At 67.9% G+C, this 26,993-nt stretch carries 26 protein-coding genes; 15 read left to right on the plus strand and 11 right to left on the minus strand.

The annotated features are described in order from the left end of the window. Positions 1-101: 101 nt before the first annotated feature. The 7 genes from rqpR to BME24068_RS26775 form a co-directional block, all read right to left on the minus strand. On the minus strand, positions 102-758 hold the full coding sequence (rqpR, locus tag BME24068_RS26745) for a response regulator transcription factor RqpR (RefSeq protein ID WP_096508472.1): 657 nt from the start codon (positions 756-758) through the stop codon (positions 102-104). A 7-nt stretch (positions 759-765) separates the two neighbouring features. Beyond that, a complete protein-coding gene (gene rqpS / locus BME24068_RS26750; RefSeq protein WP_174927893.1) occupies positions 766-1,581 on the minus strand; it encodes a quorum system sensor histidine kinase RqpS in 816 nt (271 codons plus the stop codon). A gap of 446 nt (positions 1,582-2,027) precedes the next feature. Then, entirely contained in the window at positions 2,028-2,798 is a 771-nt protein-coding gene (locus tag BME24068_RS26755; protein WP_014895765.1) for a ferredoxin--NADP reductase, read from the minus strand. A 227-nt stretch (positions 2,799-3,025) separates the two neighbouring features. Beyond that, a complete protein-coding gene (locus BME24068_RS26760) occupies positions 3,026-3,673 on the minus strand; it encodes a LysE family translocator (protein WP_096508475.1) in 648 nt (215 codons plus the stop codon). Positions 3,674-3,744: 71 nt separating this feature from the next. Continuing rightward, positions 3,745-4,560: an endonuclease/exonuclease/phosphatase family protein gene (locus BME24068_RS26765; protein ID WP_096508476.1), complete on the minus strand. Its 816-nt coding sequence runs from the start codon at positions 4,558-4,560 to the stop codon at positions 3,745-3,747. Positions 4,561-4,565: 5 nt separating this feature from the next. Then, complete coding sequence (locus tag BME24068_RS26770) at positions 4,566-5,054, minus strand: hypothetical protein (protein ID WP_174927894.1); 489 nt, start codon at positions 5,052-5,054, stop codon at positions 4,566-4,568. A 146-nt stretch (positions 5,055-5,200) separates the two neighbouring features. Further along, positions 5,201-5,929 carry a nitroreductase gene (locus BME24068_RS26775; protein ID WP_096508478.1) on the minus strand — a complete coding sequence of 243 codons (729 nt, stop codon included), beginning with the start codon at positions 5,927-5,929 and terminating at the stop codon, positions 5,201-5,203. Positions 5,930-6,157: 228 nt separating this feature from the next. On the opposite strand from BME24068_RS26775, the gene BME24068_RS26780 reads away from it, so the two are divergent. From BME24068_RS26780 to BME24068_RS26825, 10 genes are all read left to right on the plus strand, one after another. Continuing rightward, positions 6,158-7,138, plus strand: coding sequence for an AAA family ATPase (locus tag BME24068_RS26780; protein WP_096508479.1), 981 nt, complete (start codon positions 6,158-6,160; stop codon positions 7,136-7,138). Positions 7,139-7,261: 123 nt separating this feature from the next. Next, positions 7,262-8,371, plus strand: coding sequence for an NAD(P)/FAD-dependent oxidoreductase (locus tag BME24068_RS26785; RefSeq protein ID WP_174927895.1), 1,110 nt, complete (start codon positions 7,262-7,264; stop codon positions 8,369-8,371). Between the two features lie 171 nt (positions 8,372-8,542). After that, entirely contained in the window at positions 8,543-8,854 is a 312-nt protein-coding gene (locus BME24068_RS26790) for a high-potential iron-sulfur protein (protein ID WP_096508481.1), read from the plus strand. A gap of 189 nt (positions 8,855-9,043) precedes the next feature. Continuing rightward, complete coding sequence (locus BME24068_RS26795) at positions 9,044-10,351, plus strand: MFS transporter (RefSeq protein ID WP_096508482.1); 1,308 nt, start codon at positions 9,044-9,046, stop codon at positions 10,349-10,351. 310 nt (positions 10,352-10,661) lie between these two features. Beyond that, entirely contained in the window at positions 10,662-12,290 is a 1,629-nt protein-coding gene (locus BME24068_RS26800; protein ID WP_096508483.1) for an ABC transporter substrate-binding protein, read from the plus strand. 110 nt (positions 12,291-12,400) lie between these two features. Continuing rightward, entirely contained in the window at positions 12,401-13,411 is a 1,011-nt protein-coding gene (locus BME24068_RS26805; RefSeq protein WP_096508484.1) for an ABC transporter permease subunit, read from the plus strand. Positions 13,412-13,415: 4 nt separating this feature from the next. After that, complete coding sequence (locus tag BME24068_RS26810; protein WP_096508485.1) at positions 13,416-14,333, plus strand: ABC transporter permease subunit; 918 nt, start codon at positions 13,416-13,418, stop codon at positions 14,331-14,333. 2 nt (positions 14,334-14,335) lie between these two features. After that, positions 14,336-15,334, plus strand: a complete 999-nt coding sequence (locus BME24068_RS26815; protein WP_096508486.1) for an ABC transporter ATP-binding protein — start codon at positions 14,336-14,338, stop codon at positions 15,332-15,334. Beyond that, entirely contained in the window at positions 15,331-16,347 is a 1,017-nt protein-coding gene (locus BME24068_RS26820; protein ID WP_096508487.1) for a peptide ABC transporter ATP-binding protein, read from the plus strand. Before BME24068_RS26815 ends, BME24068_RS26820 begins: the two co-directional genes overlap by 4 nt. Continuing rightward, positions 16,340-17,485, plus strand: a complete 1,146-nt coding sequence (locus BME24068_RS26825; protein WP_096508488.1) for a TraB/GumN family protein — start codon at positions 16,340-16,342, stop codon at positions 17,483-17,485. The genes BME24068_RS26820 and BME24068_RS26825 overlap by 8 nt, the downstream gene beginning before the upstream one ends. Before the next feature lie 544 nt (positions 17,486-18,029). On the opposite strand, the gene pxpA is transcribed toward BME24068_RS26825, so the two are convergent. Genes pxpA through pxpB form a run of 3 tightly spaced genes read right to left on the minus strand, consistent with a single transcriptional unit; the run spans position 18,030 to position 20,570 of the window. Then, the gene (gene pxpA, locus BME24068_RS26830) at positions 18,030-18,794 is read right to left on the minus strand and encodes a 5-oxoprolinase subunit PxpA (protein WP_096508489.1); all 765 of its coding nucleotides are present in this window, start codon (positions 18,792-18,794) and stop codon (positions 18,030-18,032) included. A gap of 55 nt (positions 18,795-18,849) precedes the next feature. Continuing rightward, the gene (locus BME24068_RS26835; RefSeq protein ID WP_174927896.1) at positions 18,850-19,917 is read right to left on the minus strand and encodes a 5-oxoprolinase subunit C family protein; all 1,068 of its coding nucleotides are present in this window, start codon (positions 19,915-19,917) and stop codon (positions 18,850-18,852) included. Beyond that, positions 19,914-20,570, minus strand: coding sequence for a 5-oxoprolinase subunit PxpB (pxpB, locus tag BME24068_RS26840; RefSeq protein WP_174927897.1), 657 nt, complete (start codon positions 20,568-20,570; stop codon positions 19,914-19,916). The genes BME24068_RS26835 and pxpB overlap by 4 nt, the downstream gene beginning before the upstream one ends. 148 nt (positions 20,571-20,718) lie before the next feature. On the opposite strand from pxpB, the gene BME24068_RS26845 reads away from it, so the two are divergent. Then, positions 20,719-21,231 (plus strand): winged helix DNA-binding protein, encoded by a 513-nt coding sequence (locus tag BME24068_RS26845; RefSeq protein ID WP_096508492.1) that lies wholly within the window; start codon positions 20,719-20,721, stop codon positions 21,229-21,231. Between the two features lie 74 nt (positions 21,232-21,305). On the opposite strand, the gene BME24068_RS26850 is transcribed toward BME24068_RS26845, so the two are convergent. After that, positions 21,306-21,914 carry a 5-formyltetrahydrofolate cyclo-ligase gene (locus tag BME24068_RS26850; protein ID WP_174927898.1) on the minus strand — a complete coding sequence of 203 codons (609 nt, stop codon included), beginning with the start codon at positions 21,912-21,914 and terminating at the stop codon, positions 21,306-21,308. An 8-nt stretch (positions 21,915-21,922) separates the two neighbouring features. Here BME24068_RS26850 and BME24068_RS26855 point away from each other — a divergent pair, with 8 nt between their 5' ends. From BME24068_RS26855 to BME24068_RS26870, 4 genes are all read left to right on the plus strand, one after another. After that, complete coding sequence (locus BME24068_RS26855; protein WP_096508494.1) at positions 21,923-23,875, plus strand: lytic transglycosylase domain-containing protein; 1,953 nt, start codon at positions 21,923-21,925, stop codon at positions 23,873-23,875. 216 nt (positions 23,876-24,091) lie between these two features. After that, entirely contained in the window at positions 24,092-25,051 is a 960-nt protein-coding gene (locus tag BME24068_RS26860) for a complex I NDUFA9 subunit family protein (RefSeq protein WP_174927899.1), read from the plus strand. A gap of 55 nt (positions 25,052-25,106) precedes the next feature. Next, positions 25,107-25,754 carry a glutathione S-transferase family protein gene (locus BME24068_RS26865; protein ID WP_174927900.1) on the plus strand — a complete coding sequence of 216 codons (648 nt, stop codon included), beginning with the start codon at positions 25,107-25,109 and terminating at the stop codon, positions 25,752-25,754. Next, entirely contained in the window at positions 25,751-26,992 is a 1,242-nt protein-coding gene (locus BME24068_RS26870) for a multifunctional CCA addition/repair protein (protein ID WP_174927901.1), read from the plus strand. The genes BME24068_RS26865 and BME24068_RS26870 overlap by 4 nt, the downstream gene beginning before the upstream one ends. Position 26,993: the final 1 nt, after the last annotated feature.

The following is a 26,993-nucleotide window of genomic DNA, read 5'->3' on the forward strand; positions in this document are numbered from 1 at the left end:
GCGGTTGCGCGCAACGCGCGGCGGCCGGAGCGATGCGGTTGCGGCGGCCAAGCGGGCGATGAGGGCGAGACAGGCGATGCGAAGGCGTGCGGTTCGGCGCGTCAGGCGCCCGACGCGGGCGCCATGTCGACGAGCTGGTTGCTCATCACGTAGAACGTGAGTTCCGCGTTGTTCGACAGCCGCATCTTCTCGAGCAGCCGCGACCGGTACACGCTGACCGTCTTCACCGACAGCGACAGCGTGTTCGCGATGTCGGTGAGCCGTTTGCCCGACGCGAGCATGCAGAGCGTCTGGTATTCGCGGTCGGACAGCTTCTCGTGCGGCAGCGGCTCGTTCTCGAACGACACGTATTCGGCGAGCGCCTCGGCCATCGCCGGGCTCACGTACTTGCGGCCCGCGGCGACCTGCTGGATCGCGCCGATCATCTGCGCGGCGTTCACCGTCTTCGACAGGTAGCCGGCCGCGCCGGCCTTCAGCGCGCGCACCGCGTACTGATCCTCGCGGTACATCGAGAACATCAGCACCGGCGTGCCCGGCAGCTTGCGCTTGATGCGCTTGAGCACCTCGATGCCGTTCGTGTCGGGCAGCGAGATGTCGAGCAGGACCACGTCGAACGTCTGCCGGTCGACGGCGGCCACCGCGTCGCTGCCGTTGTCGGCCTCGACCACGTCGCGCGCGACGCCGCGATCGATCAACAGGTGGCGGATGCCTTGCCGGACGATCGCATGATCGTCCACGAGCAGAATGTTCAGGCTCATGACGACCTCACGAACGCGACGCGTGGCGCGCCGCGGCGGGCACCGCGAACAGCGAGTCCCACGCAAGGCGCGCGGCGACGCGCGTGCCGCGGCCGGATGCCGGCGCGCCCGCTTCGAAGCTGCCGCCGAACGCTTCGCAGCGTGCGCGCATGCCGGCAAGGCCGTAGCCGGTGCGGCGGCTGCGCGCGAAACCGGTCCCATCGTCGGTCACGATCAGCGTCAGATGCGTGCCGTTCGTCTCGATCCGCACATCGACGGACGTGGCGCGCGCGTGCTTCGCAACGTTCGACAGCGCTTCCTGCGCGACGCGGAAGATCGCGAGCGCGCTGGCGCCGGCGAGTTGGGTGAGCCGCGCATCGGCCGCGCACACGAAGCTCGCGCGCAGGCCGGTGCGTGCCGCGTGGCCGTCGACCCAGGCCGACAGCGCGCCGACGAGCCCGCCGTCGAGCGCGGGCGTGTCGCGTTCGTCGATCAGCCGGCGATTCGCATCGGTCGCGGAGTCGAGCGCGCGCTGCGCAAGCTCGAGCGCGCGCAGGCAGCCTTCCGGCGCATCGGCCGGCAGCCACGTGTGGATGTTGGCGAGCGCGAAACGCGCAGCGGTGAGTTCGGCGCCGAGGCCGTCGTGCAGTTCGCCGGCCAGATGGCGGCGGGCCGCTTCGTCGGCGCCGATCAGTTGCGCGGACAGCGCAGCGATGCGCGCGTCGCACGCATCGTGTTCGGGCAGGGCGTCGGCCATGGGCACAGTCGCGGCGCAACCGTGCGCGAACTGTCGCGACGGGAACGGGGCGTGGGCGCCCGGGGGCGCGTTGAGCGACGTATCCATGACTCTCCCTGCTGTCAGAAAGCGGTTCAGGCACCGGCCGGCTGCGCGGGTCGGCTGCCGTTTCGACGACGGCGACGCCGGAGAATCGCCTCGCGCCAGGGTAACAAAAGTTACATCTCGTAACGTTTATTCTGACCCTTGGATGACCATTCCGGCAACCACCGCGCGGGCCGAATAATATCTCAAAAATGCGGAAAAGGTCATGTCAGGCGGACATTTAAGGGTAAATGTGAATAATCGGAATGAAGATCCTGTAGGAAAAACACCGACACGAAAGCGCTCGTCAGCACGTATCCAAATGTAACCATTTGAGCTGGCATGGTCCCAGTTTGTTACGAATTCGCCAAGCAGGGACGAAAAAAAACCGGAGCTTTCGCTCCGGTTCTTGATGCGGCACAAATAGGGCCTGTTCCCGTTATTAACGGGAACAGGCCCTTAGGGATCGATCAGTCCACGAATGCGCGTTCGATCACGTAGTGACCCGGCGCGCTGTTCTTGCCTTCGACCAGGCCGGCCTGCTTCAGCAGATCGGTCGTGTCCTTCAGCATCGCGGTGCTGCCGCACAGCATCACGCGGTCGTTTTCGGGCGAGAACGGCGGCACGTCGAGATCCGTGAACAGCTTGCCCGTCGCGATCAGATCGGTGATCCGGCCCTCGTTGTCGAACGCTTCGCGCGTGACGGTCGGGTAGTAGACGAGCTTTTCCTTGATGATGTCGCCGAGGTACTCGTGGCCCGGCAGGTCGTGCTTGATGTAGTCCATGTACGCCAGCTCGCCCTTCAGGCGGCAGGTGTGCGTGAGGATCACCTTGTCGAAGCGTTCGTAGATGTCCGGATCGCGGATGATCGACATGAACGGCGCGAGGCCCGTGCCGGTCGACAGCATCCACAGCGTCTTGCCGGGCAGCAGGTTGTCGGCGACGAGCGTGCCGGTCGGCTTCTTGCCGATCAGCACCGGGTCGCCCACCTTCAGGTGCTGCAGGCGCGACGTCAGCGGGCCGTTCTGGACCTTGATGCTGAAGAATTCGAGATGCTCTTCGTAGTTCGGGCTGACGATCGAGTAGGCGCGCGCGAGCGGCTTGCCGTCGACCTCGAGGCCGACCATCGTGAATTCGCCGTTGTTGAAGCGCAGGCTCGGCTCGCGGGTGCAGGTGAAGCTGAAAAGCGTGTCGGTCCAGTGATGGACGGATTGGACGGTGGCGGTGTCGTATTTGCTCATGGCTTTGAAAACGGACGCGCGTAGCGAACGCGTGTAACGGGCCCAAAAACGGGCAAAAAAACCGAGTGCGTCGGCCCGATCGCGGATCGGCCGGCCGGCGCGTCGGACACGCGCCTTCTCGATGACAGACGTTTGAGGAACCCCTTATTTTACCCTGCTTGGGGCAGATGCGGGCTTGACCCCCGTGGCTGCGCGGATTTGGCGCAACGCATTATTTCAATATGCTTTCATCGATCGGCTGCGAGCTTCGCGCCGAGGCCGACGAGCGCGGCGCCGCACAGCGCGTCGAGCGGGCGTCGCACGCGCCGGTAGCCGCGCTGCGCGCGCGGGCTCGCGAACAGGAACGCGACGCACGAATACCAGCCGGCCGACAGCACGCCGATCGTCACCAGCACCGCGCCGTTGAACCACAGCGGCACGTGCGCGGGCAGCATCGCCGCGAACACGCTGGTCCAGAACGCGCACGATTTCGGGTTGGTCAGGCAGGTGAACAAACCGTTGCGATACGCGCGCAGGTAGTCGCGCGCATGCGGCGCGGCCAGCGGCGCGCCGTCGTCCGGCGTGTCGGCCGGCGCCGGATCGCGACGCACGCCCGAGCGCAGCAGCTTGAAGCCGAAATACACGAGATACACGGCGCCGCCGATCCGGATCGTCTCGTACAGCCATTCGACCTGGTGCAGCACGGCCGCGAGGCCGAGCATCGCGAGCGTTGCCCACGCAACCGATGCGGTGCCGACGCCGAGCGCCGAGGCGGCGCCCAGGCTGCGCCGCCCGGCGAGCGACAGCTGCGAGATCATGAAGAAGTTCGGGCCGGGCGTGATCGCCGCGACGAGGTAGACGACGGCGATTTGCAGCAGGATCGGCAGGTAGGTCATGGCGGCGCGACGGCGAGGCGGGAAGACGGCAAACCGCTACTGTAGCGCGCGTCGCGCGGCCGCGCTTTGCGTTACTGCGGATCGAGGCGCAGGCGCGCGATATACGGCAGGTGATCCGACAGCCACGCGGTTTCGCCGGACGGCGCCTGCCATTCGAGCGGCGTCAGCCCGCGCACGAACATCTTGTCGAGCGCGAGCGCCGGCGAGAACGCGGGGAAGGTGCGGCCCGACTGGCCGAGCAGCGTCGCGACTTCGGACATCCCGATCTCGCCGAACAGCGCGACCGAATCGTTGCGCCAGTCGTTGAAGTCGCCGGCGAGCACGAGCGGGCCGTCGCCCGCGTTGCGCACGATCCAGTGTGCGATCCAGTGCATCTGGCGCAGTCGCGCCGCGCGCGTGAGCGCGAGGTGCGCGCACAGCAGCGTGACGGGCCGCGAGCCGGCGAGCGTCGCGCGCGCGACCAGCAGTCCGCGCCGCTCGAAGCGGTGCGCGGAGATGTCCCAGCGGCCGCCGAGGTCGAGCGGGTGCGGCGACAGGATCGCATTGCCGTGCCGCCACGACGGCTTGAACACGTTCGGGCCGAGTGCGATCTTCCAGTCGAGCGCATGCGCGATCTCGGTGGCCTGGCAGTGCCACACGTCGTCGACCGCGTCGTCCATCGGCGCGCCGAAGCCGGGCGCGAGCACCGGGCGCGGCATGCGGCGCGCCATCGCTTCCTGCAGAAAATACACGTCGGCGTGCGTCGACTGCATCCAGCTGCGCATCGCGTTCCACGCGGTGAAGCCGAGCGGTGAGCGGCCCTTGTGCAGGTTCCAGCTCACCGCGGTGATTTCGTCGGGCGCGCTGTGCGGTTCGGCGAACGGCAGGGACAAGGCGTCGGCGGGCATGGCGTTCAGTCCTTCGCGACGTGCGCGCGCACACGGTAGACGAGGTGCGGATGCTGCTCGACGAGTGTCCAGTCGGTCCACGCATCGCTGCCGACCGCGAGGCCCGGATGGCTCGCGACGATCTGCCGCGGCGACACGGGCAGGCACGGATCGCTGCGCGTCGCGGTTTCGTCGTTGAGCGTTTCCTGCACGTCGAGCGCGAGCGACACGGTATGCGCGGCGTCGTCGACCGACAGCGGCGCGACGGTCACCGAGCGCGAGCGCTCGGTCGGCACGACGCGCGCGGCGTTGCCGCAGCCGACGGGCACGGCGGACGGATAGCGATGGGTGTCGGTGCGGGTCTGACCCACGGTGGTGCGCTGCTGGAACGTGTCGATCGTCTGACCGTCGCGCACCACCTGGATCTCCCACGCGACGGCGGCCGGTGCGGGGCTCTGCGCATGGGCCGCGAGCGCGACGCTCGCGAGCAGGACGGCCAGGCCGTGCTTCAGCATGAAACTTCTCCGGAAACGCGGGGTAGCGGGGAACGGACGCACATCTTACGCCCGATCGATTTCGACGGTGGTGTGACCGGGCGCGTCGCGACAGGTTCGCCGCACGATCCGGTCCTGATCGAAAGGTCGGTGCGCGTCACGTGTTTTCAAGCCAGAAAGCGGGCGAACTCCGCAACGGGCGCGCGTTCGGTGACGAGGCGGTTCTCGATCGCGTCGGGATCCGCATGGCCGAGCGACATCCCGCAGACGAGCTGTTCGTTGGCCGGCATGCCGAGATGTTCGGCGACGATCCGGTGAAACGGCACGAACGCGGCCTGCGGGCAGGTGTCGAGGCCGCGGGCGCGCGCGGCCGTCATCACGCCCTGCAGGAACATGCCGCAGTCGAGCCACGCGCCGTGCGTCATCACGCGATCGAGCGTGAAGAACAGCGCGACGGGCGCATCGAAGAAGCGGAAGTTGCGCGCGTGCTGCGCGTGCATGCGCGCCTTTTCGTCGCGGCCGATGTTCAACAGCCCGTACAGGTCCCAGCCGACCTTGCGGCGCCGGTCGATATACGGCGACACCCATTCACGCGGGTAGTAATCGTATTCGGCGACGTATTTCTCGTCGCGGGCCGGATCCTCGTAGGCCGCCGTGAGCGCTGCCGCGAGTGCGTCGCGGGTCGCGCCGGTCGCGACATAGACGCGCCACGGCTGGATGTTGGTGCCCGACGGCGCGCGGCTCGCGGCTTCGAGGATCGCCTCGAGCGTGTCGCGCGGCACGGGTGTCGGCAGGAACGCGCGAATCGCGCGGCGCGACTTGAGCGCGGCGTCGACGGCGTCGACCGTATGAGCGGCGTCGGTGTCGACGCGCGGGGGAGCGGCGGGAACGGACATCGGCAACCCTTCGGAACGAGGCGCGCGGCGGCGCGCGGGCGCCGTCGGCGAAGCCGGCGCGAAGGCCGGTGAACTTTCGATGATACGCCGCCCCGCACGACGCTGCAGTGCGCGCGCGGTGTTAGCAGCAGACCCGGTCGGCTGCTTGCTTGCACGCGGATGCGGGATCGCTACACTGAAAACGTAAGGGTCTGATGGTTGTGTGACGGCAGCGGTAGCGAGGCAGGTATGACGACGGCGATGGTGAAGCAGGAACTGGCGGTGGCGTCCTTCAGCACGGTGTATGACCTCGAACAGGTCGAGACGGCGCTGAACGACCTGAACGAGAGCGCGAGCGACGCACTGCGCGCGACCTACGAGCGGATGCTCAAGACCGGCAATCTGCGCTTTTGCGTGAAGCCGAACCGGATGCCGTCGTTCGACGAGCTGGAAGACGCGCTGCCCAATTTCGTCGAGCCGCTCGGCGACGTGCGCAAGCAGGTCGCGCTGTGTCTCGAGACGGAGGACCGGCTCGAACTGATGCCGATCCTGCTGCTCGGCCCGCCCGGCATCGGCAAGACGCATTTCGCGAAGGCGCTCGCGCAACTGCTCGGCACCGCGTACCACTACGTGCCGATGAGTTCGCTCACGGCCGGCTGGATCCTGTCGGGCGCATCGTCGCAATGGAAGAACGCGAAGCCCGGCAAGGTGTTCGAGGCGCTCGTCAACGGCAGTTACGCGAACCCGGTGATCGCGGTCGACGAAATCGACAAGGCCGGCAGCGACGCGCAATACGATCCGCTCGGTGCGCTGTACGCGCTGCTCGAGCACGACACCGCACGTGCGTTCGTCGACGAATTCGCCGAAGTGCCGATCGATGCGGGCAACGTGATCTGGATCGCGACCGCGAACGACGCGCACGCGATTCCGGAGCCGCTGCTGAACCGGATGAACGTGTACGAGATCGCGCCGCCCGACGCGGCCGGCGCGCGCCGGATCGCGCAGACGATCTACGACGAGATCCGCTCGTCGCACGCGTGGGGGCGGCGCTTCCCCGATACGCTCGACGACGACGCGCTCGATGTGCTGGCCGCGACGCCGCCGCGCACCATGCGCCGCGCGCTGCTGCATGCGTTCGGCGCCGCGCGGCTCGACGGCCGCGACATGATCGCGCCGTCCGATATCCGCGCGGACGAAGGCGCGGCGAAGCGCCGGCCGATCGGATTCTGAACCGGCGGCGCACGCATCGACGGGGCGCGCACGCAGGTGCCGTGCACATGCCTTCTGCAAGCGGGCTAACCGGGACGTACAATTCTTCTCTCTCCCCTCGACGCGCTAGCGACGCGAAACGCCATGGAGCAGACGGATTGTGTGGTGATCGGCGCGGGTGTCGTCGGCCTCGCGATTGCGCGGGAACTGGCCGCACGCGGGCGCGAGACGATCGTGCTCGAGGCGGCCGACGCGATCGGCACGGGCACGAGTTCGCGCAACAGCGAGGTCATCCATGCGGGGCTCTACTACCCGCGCGGTTCGCTGAAGGCGACGTCGTGCGTGCACGGGCGCGATCTGCTGTACCAATTCTGCGACACGCACCATGTGCCGCATCGGCGCGTGGGCAAGCTGCTCGTCGCGACGAGCGCGGCGCAGGTGAAGCAACTGAAGGCGATCGCCGCGCGCGCGGCGGAAAACGGCGTGTTCGACCTGCTGCCGCTCACGCGTGCGGACGCGCAGGCGCTCGAGCCCGCGCTCGAATGCGTGGAGGCGCTGTTCTCGCCCGCCACCGGCATCGTCGACAGCCATCAGCTGATGCTCGCGCTGCTCGGCGACGCGGAACGCCACGGCGCGATGTGCGCGCTGAAATCCCCGGTCGAGTCGATCGACGTGCTGCGCGGCGGCCGTTTCGTCGTACGCACCGGCGGCGACGCGCCGACCGAAATCGAGGCGGCCTGCGTGATCAACAGCGCGGGCCTCGGCGCGCAGGCGCTCGCACGCCGCACGCGCGGGCTCGATCCGCGCTGGGTGCCGCCGCTCTATCTCGCGCGCGGCAATTACTTCAGCCTGTCCGGGCGCGCGCCGTTCTCGCATCTCGTCTATCCGATGCCCGACCGGGCGGGGCTCGGCGTGCACCTGACGCTCGACCTGGCCGGGCAGGCGCGCTTCGGCCCGGACGTCGAATGGGTCGACGCGCTGCGCTACGAAGTCGATCCGGCGCGCGCGCAGGCGTTCTACGCGTCGATTCGCGCATACTGGCCGGAATTGCCCGACGACGCGCTGCAACCGGCCTACGCGGGGATCCGGCCGAAGCTCGCGGGGCCCGGCGAGCCGCCGGCCGACTTCATCGTGCAGGGCGCCGCGCAGCATGGCGTGCGGGGGCTCGTGAATCTGTTCGGCATCGAGTCGCCGGGGCTGACCGCGTCGCTCGCGCTCGCGCAGCGGGTGGGCGACATGACGTCGCATGCATGACGCGCGCGGCCCGCGGCCATGCGGGCCGCGCGCGCGAAATCCCGGGCAGCGCCCGTGTGAAATCCCTTATCTCCGGCATTTCGGCGCGCACGTTTGTACGCTGGAGCGTTATTCTGTTGAAGGCCGTCGCCAGAGCGGCTTTCAAACCAATAACGTTGGAGCGAGTCCCCCATGAAAACAACCCGTCGGAGTTTCCTGATTACGAGCATTGGTGCCGTGTCCGCGCTGGCGCTGTCGCGTGAAGCGCTGGCCGATGCGCCGATGCTGTCGGAAACGGATCCGACCGCAGTGGCGCTCGGCTACAAGGCCGATGCCACGAAGGTCGACAAGGCGAAGTATCCGAAGTACGCAGCGGGCCAGGATTGCGCGGCCTGCATGCTGTACCAGGGCAAGAAGGGCTCGGCTTCGGGCCCGTGCGGCGCTTTCCCCGGCAAGCAGGTGTCGGCGAAGGGCTGGTGCAGCGCATTCTCGAAGATGGGCTGACGTCCGGCGGCATCGTGCGATGCCGCAATGTGGTGAAAACCGCACAACGCCCGCCGTCGAAAGACGGCGGGCGTTTTTATTGCTTGAAAACGGTTCCGTCGCTTTCTACACTCGCTGCAAACCAGCGCGCCGCGGCCACTCCGCGGGGCGCGCCGTTCGACACGGCGAATTCACGAGGACGAGGCACGCATGGCGACGATTGCGAATTCATCGAAAACGATCCGGCCCGAGCGTGCGCTGAACCGGCGCGCGGTGGCGGCGGCCGTGATCGGCAATGCGCTCGAGTGGTACGACTTCACGGTGTTCGGCTTCATGACGGTCGTGATCGCCGAGCTGTTTTTCCCGACCTCCAGTGAATATTCGTCGCTGCTGCTGACCACCGCGACGTTCGGCGTCGCGTTCTTCATGCGCCCGATCGGCGGCATCGTGTTCGGCCTGTACGCGGACCGCGCGGGCCGCAAGGCCGCGCTGTCGCTCGTGATCCTGCTGATGACGGCCGGCATCTTCCTGCTCGCCGTTGCGCCGCCGTATGCGGCGATCGGCATCGGCGGCCCGATCCTGATCGTGCTCGGCCGCCTGCTGCAGGGTTTCTCCGCCGGCGGCGAATTCGGCAGCGCGACGGCGCTGCTGATCGAGGCCGCCCCGTTCTCGAAACGCGGTTTCTACGGCAGCTGGCAGATGGCGAGCCAGGCTGCCGCGCTGCTGATCGGCGCGCTCGTCGGCGCGGCCGTCACGCGCGGGCTGTCGCCCGACGCGCTGCGCAGCTGGGGCTGGCGCGTGCCGTTCGTCCTCGGGCTCGTGATCGGCCCGATCGGCTTCTACATCCGCCGTCATCTCGCCGATTCCGAAGCGTTCCTGCATGCGCAGCAAAGCGCGCGCCGCGCGACGCTCGGCGAAGTGTTCACGCGCCATCCGCGCGAAGTGCTGTGCGGGCTCGGCTCGGTGATCGCGCTGACGGTGACGATCTACGTGCTGATCAGCTATCTGCCGACCTTCGCGGTGAAGCAGCTGAAGCTGCCGTATGCGCAATCGTTCTACGCGGTGATCGTCGGCAACCTGCTGCTGATGGTGCTGTCGCCGATCGCCGGCGCATGGTCGGATCGCATCGGCCGCAAGGGGTTGTCGCTGTGGTCGCTCGTGCTGACGCTCGCGCTGATGTATCCGCTTTTCGCATGGCTCGACGCGGCGCCGAGCATCGGCCGGCTGGTCGCGGTGCAGGCCGTGCTGTCGGTCACGCTCGCGGGCTATTACGGGCCGTTCGGCGCGATGATCGCCGAGCTGTTTCCGGCGAACGTGCGCTCGACCGGGCTGTCGATTGCATACAACGTCGCGGTGATGCTGTTCGGCGGCTTCGGCCAGTTCATCGTCACGTGGCTGATCAAGACCACGGGCACGCCGCTCGCGCCGACCTATTACGTGATGGCGGGGCTCGCGCTGTCGATCGTCGCGGTCGCGTTCGTGCCCGCGCGCAGCGCGGATCTCGACGCGCCGGCGTGACGGCCGGTTGCCGTTCCGCGATCGTTGCGAAAGCTGCAACGATGGGCGGGGCGGCCGGAAAAATGCGTGACGCGCGTTCGCATACACGTATGAGATGTTTAGTTGTCGAAGGAAACATGCGCGGGATGAACGAAACGGTCGTTGGCGCGCGCAGAGGCACCTTTCGGGAGTGTAAGACATCCGCAAAAACCCGCGTAGGCGCGGCGAGAAGAGTTTTTTCTCCAGCTTGTTGCAGGATCGCTAGCTCAAGTAATATCCGCGTACCCGGCCCCCTGCGGGACCGGTTCCGATCTGGAGACCTGGAGGAAACATGGAATACAACCGTCTGTTGCACACCCTGCGTGTTACCGCCATTGCAGGCGTGGCAGCGGCATCGTTCGGCATCGCGGGTTCTGCATTCGCACAGATCCCGAACAAAACGCTCGTCTACTGCTCAGAAGGCAGCCCGGCGGGTTTCGATTCCGCACAATTCACGACCGGCGTCGATTTCACGGCCGCCACGTTCACCGTCTACAACCGTCTCGTCGAATTCGAGCGCGGCGGCACCAAGGTCGAGCCGGGCCTCGCCGAGAAGTGGGACGTGTCGCCGGACGGCAAGGTCTACACGTTCCATCTGCGTCATGGCGTGAAGTTCCACACGACCGACTTCTTCAAGCCGACGCGCGAATTCAACGCGGACGACGTCGTGTTCACGTTCGAGCGCATGCTCGATCCGAACCAGCCGTTCCGCAAGGCCTACCCGGTGTCGTTCCCGTACTTCACCGACATGGGCCTCGACAAGCTGATCACGAAGGTCGAGAAGGTCGATCCGTACACCGTGAAATTCACGCTGGCCCAGCCGAACGCGCCGTTCATCCAGAACATGGCGATGGAGTTCGCGTCGATCCTGTCGGCCGAATACGCGGATCAGCTGATGAAGGCAGGCAAGGCCGCCGACATCAACCAGAAGCCGATCGGCACGGGCCCGTTCATCTTCCGCAGCTACACGAAGGACGCGACGATCCGTTTCGACGGCAATCCTGATTACTGGAAGAAGGGCGCGGTGAAGATCTCGAAGCTGATCTTCTCGATCACGCCCGATCCGGGCGTGCGCGTGCAGAAGATCAAGCGCGACGAATGCCAGGTGATGAGCTATCCGCGTCCGGCGGACATCGCGACGCTGAAGGCCGACTCGGGCGTCGACATGCCGTCGCAGCCGGGCTTCAACCTCGGCTACCTCGCGTACAACGTCGAGCACAAGCCGGTCGACAAGCTCGAAGTGCGTCAGGCGCTCGACATGGCGATCAACAAGAAGGCGATCCTCGAGTCCGTCTACCAGGGGGCAGGCCAGGCCGCGACCGCGCCGGTGCCGCCGACCCAATGGTCGTACGACAAGAACCTGAAGATGCCCGCCTACGACACCGCGAAGGCGAAGGCGCTGCTCGCGAAGGCCGGCTTCCCGAACGGTTTCGACATCACGCTGTGGGCGATGCCGGTGCAGCGCGCGTACAACCCGAACGCCCGCCTGATGGCCGAGATGATCCAGGCCGACTGGGCGAAGATCGGCGTGAAGGCGAAGATCGTCACGTACGAATGGGGCGAGTACATCAAGCGTGCGCACTCGGGCGAGCAGGACACGATGCTGATCGGCTGGACGGGCGACAACGGCGACCCCGACAACTGGCTCGGCACGCTGCTCGGCTGCGAAGCGATCAAGGGCAACAACTTCTCGCACTGGTGCTACAAGCCGTTCGACGACCTGATCCAGAAGGGTCGCACGACGACGGGCCAGGACGCGCGCACGAAGATCTACACGCAGGCTCAGCAGATCTTCGCGCAGCAGCTGCCGTTCTCGCCGATCGCGAACTCGACGGTCTACCAGCCGGTACGCAAGAACGTGGTCGACATGCGCATCGAGCCGCTCGGCTATGCGCGCTTCGATGGTGTTGGCGTGAAGTAACACGCCTGTCGTAAGCTGTCGCGAAGACCGGCTAACTCATCCGGCGGCGGGAGGCCAAAAGCTTCCCGTCGCCGGTCGCACATTTCCCACAAGAAATTACGAGACGCATCATGTTCAGATTCGTGTTGCGCCGCGTGGGCATGGTGATCCCGACTTTCATCGGCATCACCATCCTGGCGTTTGCGCTGATTCACCTGATACCGGGCGACCCCATCGAAGTGATGATGGGCGAGCGCGGCGTCGATCCCGCGATGCATGCGGAGGCGATGAAACGCCTCGGGCTCGACCAGCCGCTGCCCATGCAGTATCTCCACTACATCGGCCGTGCGCTGCACGGCGACCTCGGCACGTCGATCATCACCAACACGAGCGTCGCGGGCGAATTCTTCGCACGCTTCCCGGCGACCGTCGAACTGTCGCTGTGCGCGCTCGTGTTCGCGCTCGCCGTCGGCCTCCCGGCCGGCGTGATCGCCGCGCTGCGGCGCGGCTCGATCGTCGATCACGGCGTGATGGGCACCGCGCTCACCGGCTATTCGATGCCGATCTTCTGGTGGGGGCTGATCCTCATCATGGTGTTTTCGTCGTACCTCGGCTGGACGCCCGTGTCCGGGCGCATCGCGGTCGAATACGACTTCCCGCATCCGACGGGCTTCATGCTGATCGACGCGCTGCTCGCGCCGGACGAAGGCTCGTTCAAGTCGGCGGTCAGCCACCTGATCCTGCCCGCGATCGTGCTCGGCACGATCCCGCTCGCGGTGATCGCGCGGATGACGCGCTCGTCGATGCTCGAAGTGCTGCGCGAGGACTACATCCGCACCGCCCGCGCGAAAGGGCTGTCGCCCGCGCGCGTGGTCGTCGTGCATGCGCTGCGCAATGCGCTGATCCCGGTCGTCACCGTGATCGGCCTGCAGATCGGCACGCTGCTTGCCGGCGCGGTGCTGACCGAAACGCTCTTTTCGTGGCCCGGTGTCGGCAAGTGGCTGATCGATGCGATCGGCCGCCGCGACTATCCGGTCGTGCAGGGCGGCATCCTGTTGATCGCGACGCTCGTGATCGTCGTGAACCTGATCGTCGACCTGATGTACGGCGTGCTGAATCCGCGCATCCGCCATACGAGGTAATTCCATGAGCAATCTGCAAAATACCCTGCCGACCGAGTCCGCGCCGGCCGGCGGCCGTGCGCTCGCGCTGCGCGAGTTCTGGGCCAACTTCTCGCGCAACCGTGGCGCCGTCGGCGCCGGCATCGTCGTGCTCGTGCTGATCCTGGTCGCGCTCCTCGCGCCGCTGATCGCGCCGCACAGCCCGGTCGAGCAATACCGCGACTACGTGAAGATCCCGCCCGCATGGCTCGACGGCGGCAACTGGAAGTTCATCCTCGGCACCGACGAAGCGGGCCGCGACATCCTTTCGCGGCTGATGTTCGGCGCACGGATGTCGTTCTGGATCGGCTTCGTGTCGGTCGTGCTCGCGCTGATCCCCGGCATCGTGCTCGGGCTGGTCGCCGCGTTCTTCCAGAAGTGGGCCGACACGCCGGTGATGCGCATCATGGACGTGCTGCTTGCGCTGCCGTCGCTGCTGCTCGCGGTCGCGGTCGTCGCGATCATCGGCCCGGGCCTCACCAACACGATGTTCGCGATCGCGATCGTCGCGCTGCCGGCCTACGTGCGTCTCACGCGCGCGTCGGCGCTCGGCGAGCTGCAGAAGGAGTACGTGACGGCGTCGCGCGTGGCCGGTGCCGGCACGCTGCGCCTGATGTTCTCGCAGGTGCTGCCCAACTGCACGGCGCCGCTGATCGTGCAGGCGACGCTCGGCTTCTCGTCGGCGATTCTCGATGCGGCCGCACTCGGCTTCCTCGGCCTCGGCGTACAGCCGCCGACCGCCGAGTGGGGCGCGATGCTCGCGTCCGCGCGCGACTACATCGACAACGCGTGGTGGATCGTGACGATGCCCGGCCTGTCGATCCTGATTTCGGTGCTTGCGATCAACCTGCTCGGCGACGGGCTGCGCGACGCGCTCGATCCCAAACTGAAGCGGATGGCGTGACCATGAGCCAAGATCTACTGACTATCCGCAATCTCGCGGTGAACTTCAACGGCCTGCCCGCCGTCGACCGGATCAACCTGTCGATCGCGCCGGGCGAGGTGGTCGGCGTCGTCGGCGAATCGGGCTCCGGCAAGAGCGTGACGATGATGGCGCTGATGGGCCTGATCGACGCGCCGGGCAAGGTGACGGCCGACGAGGTGTCGTTCAACGGCGTCGACCTGCTGAAGGCGTCGCCGAAGGCGCGCCGCAAGATCGTCGGCAAGGACATCGCGATGGTGTTCCAGGACGCGCTGACGAGCCTGAACCCGAGCTACACGGTCGGCTACCAGATCAAGGAAGTGCTGAAGCTGCACGAAGGCCTGCGCGGCGACGCGCTGCACCGGCGCGCGCTCGAGCTGCTCGACCAGGTCGGCATTCCCGACGCGAAGAACCGCATTACGTCGTTCCCGCACCAGATGTCGGGCGGGATGAACCAGCGCGTGATGATCGCGATGGCGGTGGCATGCAACCCGAAGCTGCTGATCGCCGACGAGCCGACCACCGCGCTCGACGTGACGATCCAGGCGCAGATCATGGATCTGCTCGTGAAACTGCAGAAGGAGCGCGGGATGGCGCTCGTGCTGATCTCGCACGATCTGGCCGTGGTGTCGGAAGTTGCGCAGCGCGTCGCGGTGATGTACGCGGGCGAGATCATCGAGACCAATCGCGTGCCGGACATCTTCCGTGCGCCGCATCATCCGTACACCGAAGCGCTGCTCGCCGCGATTCCCGAGCACAATAAGGGGGCGCGTCGCCTTGCCGCATTGCCCGGCATGGTGCCGGGCCGCGATGATCGCCCGTCCGGGTGCCTGTTCGCGCCGCGCTGCAAGTACGTCGTCGACGATTGCCGCAAGGCGCGTCCGGCGCTGGATGCGCTCGCGCCGGGCAGCGACGCGATGCGTGTGCGCTGCATCAAGCCGCTCAATGTTTCCAGCCTCGACCTGACGGGAGGTGCACGATGAATGCAGTCAATCAAGCGCGTGCCACGCCGCACGACGAGGAAGCCGTGCTGGTGGCCGATGGCCTCGCGAAACACTATTCGGTGAAGCGCGGAATGTTCGGACAGGGCACGGTGAAGGCGCTGAACGGCGTGTCGTTCTCGCTGAAGCGCGGCAAGACGCTCGCCGTCGTCGGCGAATCGGGCTGCGGGAAATCCACGCTCGCGCGCCAGCTCACGATGATCGAGACGCCCACCGCGGGCAGTCTCGTGATCGACGGCAAGAACGTCGCCGGCGCGAACCGCGAGACGGTCGCCGACCTGCGCCGCCGCGTGCAGATGGTGTTCCAGAACCCGTTCGCGTCGCTGAACCCGCGCAAGACCGTCGAGCAGACGCTCGCGGAGCCGCTCGAGATCAACGCGAGCCTGACGGCCGCGGAACGCGCGCAGCGCGTCGCGCAGATCATGCGCACGGTCGGCCTGCGGCCCGAGCACGCGAAGCGCTATCCGCACATGTTTTCGGGCGGCCAGCGCCAGCGCGTCGCGATCGCGCGCGCGATGATCCTCGATCCGCGGATCGTCGTCGCCGACGAGCCGGTGTCCGCGCTCGACGTGTCGATCCAGGCGCAGATCCTGAACCTGTTCATGGATCTGCAGGAGCAGTTCAAGACGAGCTACGTGTTCATCTCGCACAATCTGTCGGTGGTCGAGCACGTTGCGGACGACGTGATGGTGATGTACTTCGGCAGCGTCGCCGAGCTCGGCGACAAGGCGACGATCTATGCACGGCCGCGCCATCCGTACACGCGTGCGCTGATGTCGGCGACGCCGGCGATCTTCGAGGAAGACCGCCGCGTGCAGATCAAGCTGCAGGGCGAGCTGCCGTCGCCGCTCAATCCGCCGTCGGGCTGCGCGTTTCACCAGCGCTGCCCGTACGCGGTCGAGCGTTGCCGCGCCGAGGAACCGCAGTTGCGCGACGTCGACGGACGCCGCGTGGCCTGCCATCGCGCCGAGGAGGTGGGGGAGGCGAATGCCTGATGTTCTGGCGGCGCGCGCGTCTGGCGTGCGCCGTTCGGGGGCCGGCAGCGCGCGCGTGATGCGCGCGTGCCGCAACGCACGGCGCTGGAGCGTGCGCACGGTCACGGGCGCGGCGCTGGCCGGCGCGTGCGTGGCCGCCAGCGTGCTGGTTCCCGCCGACGCCGCGCATGCCGAAGGGCGTGCGCCGGCAAGTTCGCCGATCCGTCCGTCGCAGGTTCCGCCGCCTGGCATGAACCTGCCGGGCTTTCATGGGCCGTCCGTGTCGAACGGGACGGTCGCCCGCGGCACCGTGCGCGTGCAGCCGGCGCGCATGCCGTTCTACGTCGCGACCAAGGGCAAGGTCACGCTGTACGTGCTCGGCACGCTGCACACCGGCGACCCGGTCGACTATCCGAGCCAGCAGCCGTTCCGGCCGCGCATCCTCGCGGCGCTCGCCGCGTCGCCGACGCTCGCGCTCGAACTGTCGCCGGACGATCTGCTCGAGTCGCAGGACGACGTATCGAAGTACGGCGTGTGCCGCTATCCGTGCCTGCAGCGCCTGCTGCCCGAGCCGCTGTGGCAGCGGCTTGCGGCGCGCCTGCACGGCAATCCGGCCGCGCTCGCCGAGATCCGCCGGATGCGGCCGTGGCTCGCGGCGCTCGTCGTCGAGACCTACGACTCGCTGTCGGCCGGCCTGCAGACCGAGTTCGGCACCGAGGCGCAGCTGCAGAACGTCTATCTGAAGAAGAAGGGCGGCCGCGTGATCGGGCTCGAGACGCTCGCCGAGCAGATGCGCGCGTTCACCGGGCTGACGCTGGCCGAGCAGCGCGAAATGCTCGCGCAGGACATGGTGCAGACCCCGGCGCAGAATGCGGACGACATCAAGTCGCTGCACCGACTGTGGCAAATTGGCGACGCCGACGCGATCTCCGCGTGGGCGGTCGCGAAGAGCGAACGGCTGGCCCGTTCGAAGGCGCTGTCGGCGTCGATCGACAACAAGATCCTGTACGAGCGCAACCGGCGCTTCGTTGCACGGATGACGGCAATCGCCGCGCCGAACCGGCCGCTGTTCGTCGCGATCGGCGCGCTGCATTTGGGCGGCCCGCGCGGCGTGCTCGAATTGTTGCGCCAGCAGGGATACCAGGTCGACGCGAACTGATCGCGCCGGTCGATCGGCGTCGATCCTCCCCTGTTTGATTGGACGTGCGCACGCGGTGTGAGAAGCCTGCGCGGCCGTGCGGGCCGATAAGGAAAACCCTTGAATCTTCAGAAAATAGCGTTTAAAACGATTGACATCCGGTTCTGCCAATATCTATTCTTCACCCCACAAGTTGAAAAAATGAAAAGAATAGAAAAAGTTCTACGGGGTAGCAGAAATAAAGCGCGGGGTTAGCGCGTTGCCGGCACGTGATGTACGTGCCGGCCGCGGAGTGTCTGCATGTACGGCGGGGCCACCATCGTCGGACAACAAGAATGCATGCGGGCTGACTTGCGAATAAGCGACGTTCCGTCGTCCAACCGGGGTGAAGTCAATCGGGCGGCGGCGGACGTTTTTTAATCCGGGATATTTTCCGGTCTCCGTCGAAAGACGGTTTCGGGGGGCTGAATCGACAGACGGCGAAGCCGCAGCGATCAAGCCAACAGAAAAGCGCCACGAGGGCGCTTTTTTCTTTGGTGCGGCGGTTTTGCGACGATGCGTGGCGTCATGCGCCTTCGTCGGCCTGCAGCGCGCCGGGCGCCACCAGCTCGACGCCGGCCGCTTCGAGCGCCGCGCGGATCCGCTGCGCGAACGCGAGCGCGTGCGGGCCGTCGCCGTGCAGGCAGACCGTCTGTGCATTGAGCGGCACCCACTCGCCGCTTACCGCGCGCACCTGCCGGTTGCGCACCATGTCGAGCGTGCGCGCGAGCACCGCGTCTTCGTCGTCGATCAGCGCGCCGGGCTGGCTGCGCGGCACGAGCGAGCCGTCCGCGCGGTAGCCGCGATCGGCGAACACTTCCTCCACCGCGGCCAGGCCCGCATGCCGCGCGGCCGCGACGAACACGCTGTTCGCGAGCCCGAACACGGCGAGCGACGGATCGAAATCGTGGATCGCGGACACCACCGCGTCGGCGATCAGCGGATCGCGCGCGGCCTGGTTGTACAGCGCGCCGTGCGGCTTCACGTGCGCGATGCGGCCGCCTTCGGCCTGCGCGATCGCGGAGAGCGCGCCGAGCTGATACAGCACGCCCGCGTAAATATCGCCGGCCGGCAGCTGCATTTCCTTGCGGCCGAAATTCTCCGGATCGTGAAAGCTCGGGTGCGCGCCGATCGACACGCCTTTCTGCACGGCCCAGCGCACGCAGTCGCGCATCGCATTGGCGCCGCCTGCATGCCAGCCGCACGCGATGTTGGCCGACGTGACGAGGTCGAGCAGCGCCTCGTCCGATCCGCATCCTTCGCCGAGATCGGCATTCAGATCGATTTCCATGAAGTTCCTCGTCCACTGAGTGCGTGGCGCGTCCTCTGTCCAGCTACCGCCATTGTCACGCCGCGCGCGATTGCGTGCGGCGGCGCGTTTCCTCGCGCATCTCGATCGCGACGTCGATCTGACGCAGATAGGCACGTTCTGCGGTCAGCGCGGCGCGCGCGACGTCGGGTGTCGTCCGCACGAAGCGGATCGGCAGGTTGAGCCGCGCCTGTGCGAGTTTCCATAGATCCGCGCGGATCACCGTGCCGATCTTCGGATAGCCGCCGGTGGTCTGCGCGTCGTGCATCAGCACGATCGGCTGGCCGTTCGGCGGCACCTGGATCGTGCCGGGCAGCACCGCGTGCGACAGCAGCTCGGCCGGCCGCTCGCGCACGAGCTCGGTGCCGGCGAGGCGATAGCCCATCCGGTTGCTGTTCGCGGTGACGAGCCATTCCTCGTCCCAGAACGCCTGCTGCGAATCGGCGGCGAACGACGCGTAATCGGGGCCCGGCAGCACGCGCACGGGCATCGCCCACGGCGCATGCGCGGGGCGGTGGCGGCGCGGCGGTTCGTCGACGCGCACGAATGCGCACCACGCGGGCGCCTTCACGCCGAATTCGGGCGCGTCGGCCGCAAGGCAGCCGGCGCTGGCCGGCGGCACGCCGACCGGGAGCCGGTCGCCGTCGCGCAGCGCGCGGCCGCCGAGGCCGCCGAAACGCGACGCGAGATCGGTGCTGCGCGAGCCGAGCATCGGCAGCACGTCGATGCCGCCCGCGATGCACAGGTAGCCGCGCATGCCGCGCTTCGCGGCCGGCAGTACGAGCGTCTGCCCGGCTTCGACCGGCAGGCTCCACCATGAATACGCGGGCTTGCCGTCGAGCGTCGCGCCGAATTCGGTGCCGGTGATCGCGATGCGCGTCGCGCGCGTGAAGCGGAACGTGGCCGGGCCGATCGTGATTTCGACGGCTGCCGCGTCGGCGCGGTTGCCGACGAGCCGGTTGCCGACTTCGAGCGCGAGGCCGTCGAGCGCGCCGCCCTGCGCGACGCCGAGATGGCGCGTGCCGCGGCGGCCGAGATCCTGCACGGTCGACAGCGGGCCGGCCCGCAGCACCTCGACGGTGCCCGGTGCGGTGTTCTGGCTCATGTCGCGTCGACTCCCGCAATGGTGAAGCGCACGCGATCGCCGGGCAGCAGCAGCGTCGGCTGCGGCCGCGCCGGATCGAACAGCACGTGCGACGTGCGGCCGATCAGTTGCCAGCCGCCGGGCGACGTGGTCGGGTAGATGCCGGTTTGCGCGCCGCCGATGCCGACCGAGCCGGCCGGCACTTCGAGCCGCGGCGCCGCGCGGCGCGGCGTGTGCAGCGACGCATCGAGGCCGCCGAGATACGCGAAGCCGGGCTGGAAGCCGATGAAGAACACGACGTATTCGCCGGCCGCGTGACGCGCGACGACCTCGTCGGCCGACAGTCCCGTGTGCGCGGCGACGGCCGGCAGGTCGGGGCCGGCGGCACCGCCGTATTCGACGGGGATCTCGACCGTCCGGCCGTCCGCGTGCTCGACGTCGGCCGTCTCCCACGCGTCGCGCAGCGCCGGCGTGAGCGAGTCGGCCGTCGCGGCGAGCGCGTCGAACACGATCGTCAGGTTGTTCATGCCGGGCACGACGTCGATCACGTCGGGCCACGCGCGCGCGACCTCGGCGACGGCCCAGACGCGGCGCTGGCAATCGAGCGTGGCGGGCGGCGGCACCTCGCAGACGAGGGCGGTATCGCCGAGCGGATAAATGCGGGGTAGCGTCATCGGACGGGCACGGTTCGAACGGCAATGTTAGCGCACATTGTCAATAAAATATCGATAACTTACCAATAAGCGTTTTTGCCTAGCTCGCATGCCGATGCTTCTGGCGTACACTCGGCACACCCTGACATCCTGCTTGCGCCGCCTTTCCATGAAGCGTCCTCCGACCAAGATCGTGTCATCCGAACACCTCGTTTCCGATTCGAGCGCGGAGCTGTCGGAACTCGAATACGGGCTCATCATGGCCGGCAACGCGTTCAACCGATGGATGGTGCGCTGCATGTCGGCCGCCGGTGCGAAGGACATGACGGCGGTCGAGGTATCGCTGCTGCATCACGTCAGCCATCGCGAACGCAAGAAGAAGCTCGCCGACATCTGCTTCGTGCTCAATATCGAGGATACGCACGTCGCGACCTATGCGCTGAAAAAACTGATCGCGCGCGGCTATGTGAAGAGCGAGAAGAACGGCAAGGAGGTGTTCTTCTTCGCGACCGACGCGGGCCGCGATCTGTGCCTGAAGTATCGCGAGGTGCGCGAGCACTGCCTGATCGAGACGCTGAAGGACAGCGGCCTCACCAACCAGCAGATCGGCGACGCGGCGCAGTTGCTGCGCCATGCATCGGGGCTCTACGACACGGCCGCGCGTGCGGCGGCATCGCTGTAAACGATTGCGAACGGAACGGCGCGCGGCGCCGGGCTGACGGGCGTGCGGCAACGGCCGCGGCGCCGCGCGCCGCGTCATCCGGCGGCCGGGTAGAGCGCGCCGTCGGTCACGATCCAGCGCATCGCGAGATCGTGCGCTTCGGCCGGCAGCGCATCGACGCGGCATGCTTCATACGCGATGCCGACCGTTACCGGCAGCGTGTCGCCCGGCCATACGGCGAGCGTGCGGTCGTAATAGCCGCCGCCATAGCCGAGCCGGTAGCGCTGCAGGTCGAATCCCACACACGGAATCAACAATAGATCGGGCACGACGGCGATCCCCGACGCCGGTTCCGGAATCCGGTGATGGCCTTCGCGCATCGGCGTCGCCGCATCCCACGCGTGGAACGCGAGCGGCGTGTGGTGCTCGCCGATCACCGGCAGCGCGGCGCGGCGGCCCGCGCTTGCCGCGGACCATGCGAGCACCGCATCGCGGGCGTCGAACTCGCCCGGCAGCGGCCAGTAGAAGCCGACGGTGCGCGGCGCGAGCCGCTCGAGCAACTGGCGCAGCCGCGCGTCGAGCGCGGCGTTCGCGGCGGGCTGAGACGCGGCGTCGCGACGCGCGCCGGACAGCGTTTTGCGCAGCGCAACCTTCGGGTTCGGCACAGGGTTGCATGCTATGCTTTCGCTCACTTCGTGCTCCATTCAAAACGATGTCGAACAGCCTTTTCCGAGTATATCGCGCGGTCGCGCTGACGCTTTCGGCCGCCGCGCTCGTGGCGGGCACGGCGGCGTGCGCCGCACCGAGCGACGACACGCTCGCCGGGGATGACCAGATCTTCGTGCAGCTTCGCGAAGCCGCGCGCCGCAACGACGCCGCGAAGGCCGCGCAGCTCGCGTCGATGATCCCGAACTATCCGGTCCCGTCCTACGTCGAGTATTTCCAGATCAAGCCGCAGCTGTTCGATTCGTCGGGCCGCGCGCGCATCGATGCGCCCGACGCGCCCGTGCAGTCGTTCCTGCAGCGCTACGACGGCCAGGCGATCGCCGACCGCCTGCGCAACGACTACCTGCTCGTGCTCGGCGCGCGCCACGACTGGCGCGGCTTCGACGACCAGTACAAGCGCTTCGTGCTCGACGACGACACGCAGGTCAAGTGCTACGCGCTCGAATCGCGCGCGGCGCGCGGCGAGAACGTCGCCGATGCGGCGCGTGCGCTGCTCGTCGAGCCGAAATACTACGGCGATGCCTGTGTCGACCTGATTACCGCGCTCACCGTCAACCAGCAGTTCACGAGCGACGACGTGTGGCAGCAGGCGCGCCTCGCGTTCGAGCAGAACTACACGTCGCTCGGCGGCAAGATCGTCGACGCGCTCGGCCCGCGCCCGGCCGGCTTCGACCAGGCGACGAGCGCGCCGCCGCTGTACCTCGCGCGCGGCGTCGGCCCCGACGCCGCCTCGCACCAGCTCGCGCTGATCGCGCTCGGCCGCATGGCGCGCAACGATCCGGACGCGGCGGCGGGGATGCTGACATCGGTCGCCGCGTCGCTGACGAAGCAGGAGCAGGCGATCGGATGGGGCGCGATCGGCTACCAGGGCGCGCTCAAGCGCTCGCCGCTCGCGTCGGTCTGGTATGCGAAATCCGCGAACGCGCCGCTGTCGAACCCGGGCTACGAATGGCGCACGCGCGCCGCGCTGCTCGCCGGCAACTGGCCGATGGTGCGCTGGTCGATCGAGCAGATGCCGCCGTCGCTGCGCGACGATCAGGCGTGGATCTACTGGCATGCGCGCGCGCTCAAGCAGAGCGGCGACACGCTGCAGGCGAACCAGGAATTCGAGCAGGTCGCCGGCCAGTTCAACTTCTACGGGCAGCTCGCCGGCGAAGAGCTGGGCCAGCGCACGACGATCCCGCCGCGCACCAAGGTGAGCGACGCCGAGGTCGACGCGATGAGCAAGATCCCGGGCTTCGCGCTCGCGCAGCGCTTCTATGCGCTGAACCTGCGCCTCGAAGGCAACCGCGAATGGAACTGGCCGCTGCGCGGGATGACCGATCGCCAGCTGCTCGCGGCCGCCGAATACGGCAAGCGCGTCGAGCTGCTCGACCGCACGGTCAACACCGCCGACCGCACGAAGGCCGAGCACGACTTCACGCTGCGCTACCCGTCGCCGTACCGCGACATCGTCGAGCGCTACGCGCGCTCGACGGGCCTCGACGTCGAATGGGCGTACGGGCTGATCCGCCAGGAATCGCGCTTCATCACGACCGCGCGCTCGTCGGTCGGTGCGGGCGGCCTGATGCAGCTGATGCCGGCGACGGCCCAGATGGTCGCGAAGAAGCTCGGACTCGGCCCGATCACGCGCGCGCAGATGCACGACATCGATACCAACATCCAGCTCGGCACCTGGTATCTGTCGGACATCTACAACAACTTCGACAGCTCGCCGGTGCTCGCCACCGCCGGCTACAACGCGGGCCCGGGGCGGCCGCGCCAGTGGCGCCAGGTGTTGACGCAGCCGGTCGAAGGCGCGATCTTCGCGGAGACGATCCCGTTCAACGAGACGCGCGACTACGTGAAGAACGTCCTGTCGAACACTGTCTATTACGCGGCGCTCTTCGAGGGGAAACCGCAATCGTTGAAGAAACGTCTGGGCATGATCTCGCCCTGATCCGCCATCGTCACACTGCCGCGCGGGACGCGGCAGTGTTGATAAGGGGCCGTTCACGCTCGTAACGGGCAAAACGCGTTCCCCGACCGGAAAAATCACACATGGGGCCGGCCGCCGGACGGGCCGATCGCATGCGTCATGCTCGTTGCGCTCGGCCCTTCCGGCGGCCGGCGCAAGCCCGTTATGAGCGTGAACAGCCCCTTGGAGGTCCACGACATGGATGGCCAGACCGTCGCGCTGCTGGGCGGCACCGGCTTCATCGGCAGCCGGCTCGTCAATGCACTGATCGACGCCGGCAAGCAGGTGCGCATCGGCACGCGGCGACGCGAGCACGCGCGCCACCTGCAGATGCTGCCGGTCGAAATCGTCGAGCTCGACGCGCTCGATACGCGCACGCTGGCCCGGTTCGTGGCCGGCGCGCACGCGGCGATCAACCTGGTCGGCGTGCTGCACGGCGGCCGCGGCACGCCGTACGGGCCGGGCTTCGAGCGCGCGCACGTCGCGCTGCCGGCCGCGCTGGCCGCCGCATGCATCGAGGTGGGCGTGCGGCGCGTGCTGCACATGAGCGCGCTCGGCGCGGATTCGCACGGCGCGAGCATGTATCAGCGCTCGAAGGGCGACGGCGAGGCCGCGCTGCATGCGGTCGCGGCGACCGATTCGCTCGCGGTGACGATCTTCCGGCCGTCGGTCGTGTTCGGCCCCGGCGACGCATTCCTCAACACGTTCGCGAAGCTGCAGCGCACGCTGCCCGTGCTGCCGCTCGCGATGCCCGATGCGCGCTTCCAGCCGGTATTCGTCGGCGACGTCGTGCGCGCGTTCGTCAACACGCTCGATCTCGCGGCCGCGCACGGCAAGACCTACGAACTCGGCGGCCCGACCGTCTACACGCTCGAGCAGCTGGTGCGCTATTGCGGCACGCTGGTCGGCCGGCAGGCCCGCATCGTGCGGCTGCCCGACGCGCTCGCGCGGCTGCAGGCGCGCGTGTTCGAAAGCCTGCCCGGCGAGCCGGTGCTCACGCGCGACAATCTCGCGTCGATGTCGGTGCCCAACGTGCTGTCCGGGCCGCTCGCGCCGGAACTCGGGCTGTCGCCCGCGAGTCTCGAAAGCATCGCACCCGCGTATCTCGGCAACGCCGCGCAGCGCTCGCGCTTCGACTGGTTCCGCTCGCGCCGCTAGGGCGCCCCACGCGGCCGCTTTCGTCCTTCATTTCTCCGCTTTTCGGAACCCCGCCATGAAACTCGTCATTGGAGACAAGAACTACTCGTCCTGGTCGATGCGGCCGTGGCTGCTGCTCGCGCACTTCGGCATCCCGTTCGACGAGATCGCGATCGCGCTGCGCCGCGACGACACCGCCGCGCGCATCCGCGAGTATTCGCCGTCCGGCAAGGTGCCGTGCCTGATCGACGACCACGGCGCCGCGATCTGGGATTCGCTCGCGATCGCCGAGACGCTCGCCGAGCGCTATCCGCACTTGCCGATGTGGCCGGCCGATCCGCTGCAGCGCGCGCAGGCACGCTGCGTTTCGGCCGAGATGCATTCGGGCTTCGCCGCGGTGCGCACGCAGATGGGGATGAACGTGCGTGCGTCGATGCCCGGGCGCGGCGCGACGCCCGACGCGCTTGCCGACGTCGCGCGCATCGACGCGCTGTGGAGCGCGTGCATCGAGGCCTCGGGCGGGCCGTTCCTGTTCGGTGAATTCGGGATCGCCGATGCGATGTATGCGCCCGTCGTGATGCGCTTCAACACGTATGCGCCGGCGCTGTCGCCGGAGGCGGCAGGCTACGCGGCGCGCGTGACGGCGCTGCCGGCGGTGCAGCGGTGGATCGATGCCGCGCGCCGCGAAACCAACGTGATTGCCGAATACGAACCCCAGCCATGAACATCTACGCAGTCGGCGGAGCGATCCGCGACGAATTGCTCGGCGTGCCGGTTCAGGACCGCGACTACGTGGTGGTGGGCGCCACGCCCGAGCAGATGGCCGCGCAGGGCTTCCGGCCGGTGGGCAAGGATTTCCCCGTGTTCCTGCATCCGGACACGCAGGAGGAATACGCGCTGGCGCGCACCGAGCGCAAGACGGCGGCCGGCTATCACGGCTTCCAGTTCTACTACGCGCCGGACGTGACGCTCGAAGAGGATCTCGCGCGGCGCGACCTGACGATCAACGCGATGGCGCGCGAGGTGAGCCCGGAGGGCGCGCTGGTCGGCCCCGTGATCGACCCGTTCGACGGGCAGGCCGACTTGCGCGCGCGCGTGTTCCGGCACGTGAGCGACGCGTTCGTCGAGGATCCGGTGCGGATCCTGCGGATCGCGCGCTTCGCCGCGCGCTTCGCGGATTTCACGATCGCGGACGAAACGCTCGCGCTGATGCGGCGGATGGTCGGCGCGGGCGAGGTCGATGCGCTGGTGCCCGAGCGCGTATGGCAGGAGATCGCGCGCGGGCTGATGGAAGCGAGGCCGTCGCGGATGTTCGCGGTGCTGCGCGAGTGCGGCGCGCTCGCGCGCATCGTGCCGGAGGTCGACGCGTTGTGGGGCGTGCCGCAGCGCGCCGACTACCACCCGGAAGTCGACACGGGCGTGCACGTGATGATGGTCGTCGACTATGCGGCGAAGCAGGGCTATTCGCTGCCGGTGCGCTTCGCGGCGCTCACGCACGATCTGGGCAAGGCGACGACCCCGGCGGACGTACTGCCGCGCCACGTCGGCCATGAAGGCCGCAGCGTCGACCTGCTCAAGCCGTTGTGCGAGCGGCTGCGCGTGCCGAACGAATGCCGCGATCTCGCGCTGGTGGTCGCGCGCGAGCACGGCAACCTGCATCGCGTGATGGAGATGGGCGCGGCCGCGCTGGTGCGGTTCTTCGAGCGCAGCGACGCGCTGCGCAAGCCGGCGCGCTTCGCCGAGATGCTGCAGGCGTGCGAATCGGATGCGCGCGGCCGGCTCGGGCTCGAGACCCAGCCGTATCCGCAGGCGGAGCGGCTGCGCGTGGCGCTGGTGGCGGCGCGCAGCGTCGACGCGGGCGCGATCGCGCGCGGGGTCGGCAACGACGCGCTGCAGATCAAGGATGCCGTGCATCGCGCGCGCGTCGAGGCCGTCAAGCAGGCGCTCGCGATCGCCGAATAGG

It is taken from the genome of Burkholderia anthina (assembly GCF_902498995.1).
GTDB lineage: Bacteria > Pseudomonadota > Gammaproteobacteria > Burkholderiales > Burkholderiaceae > Burkholderia > Burkholderia anthina.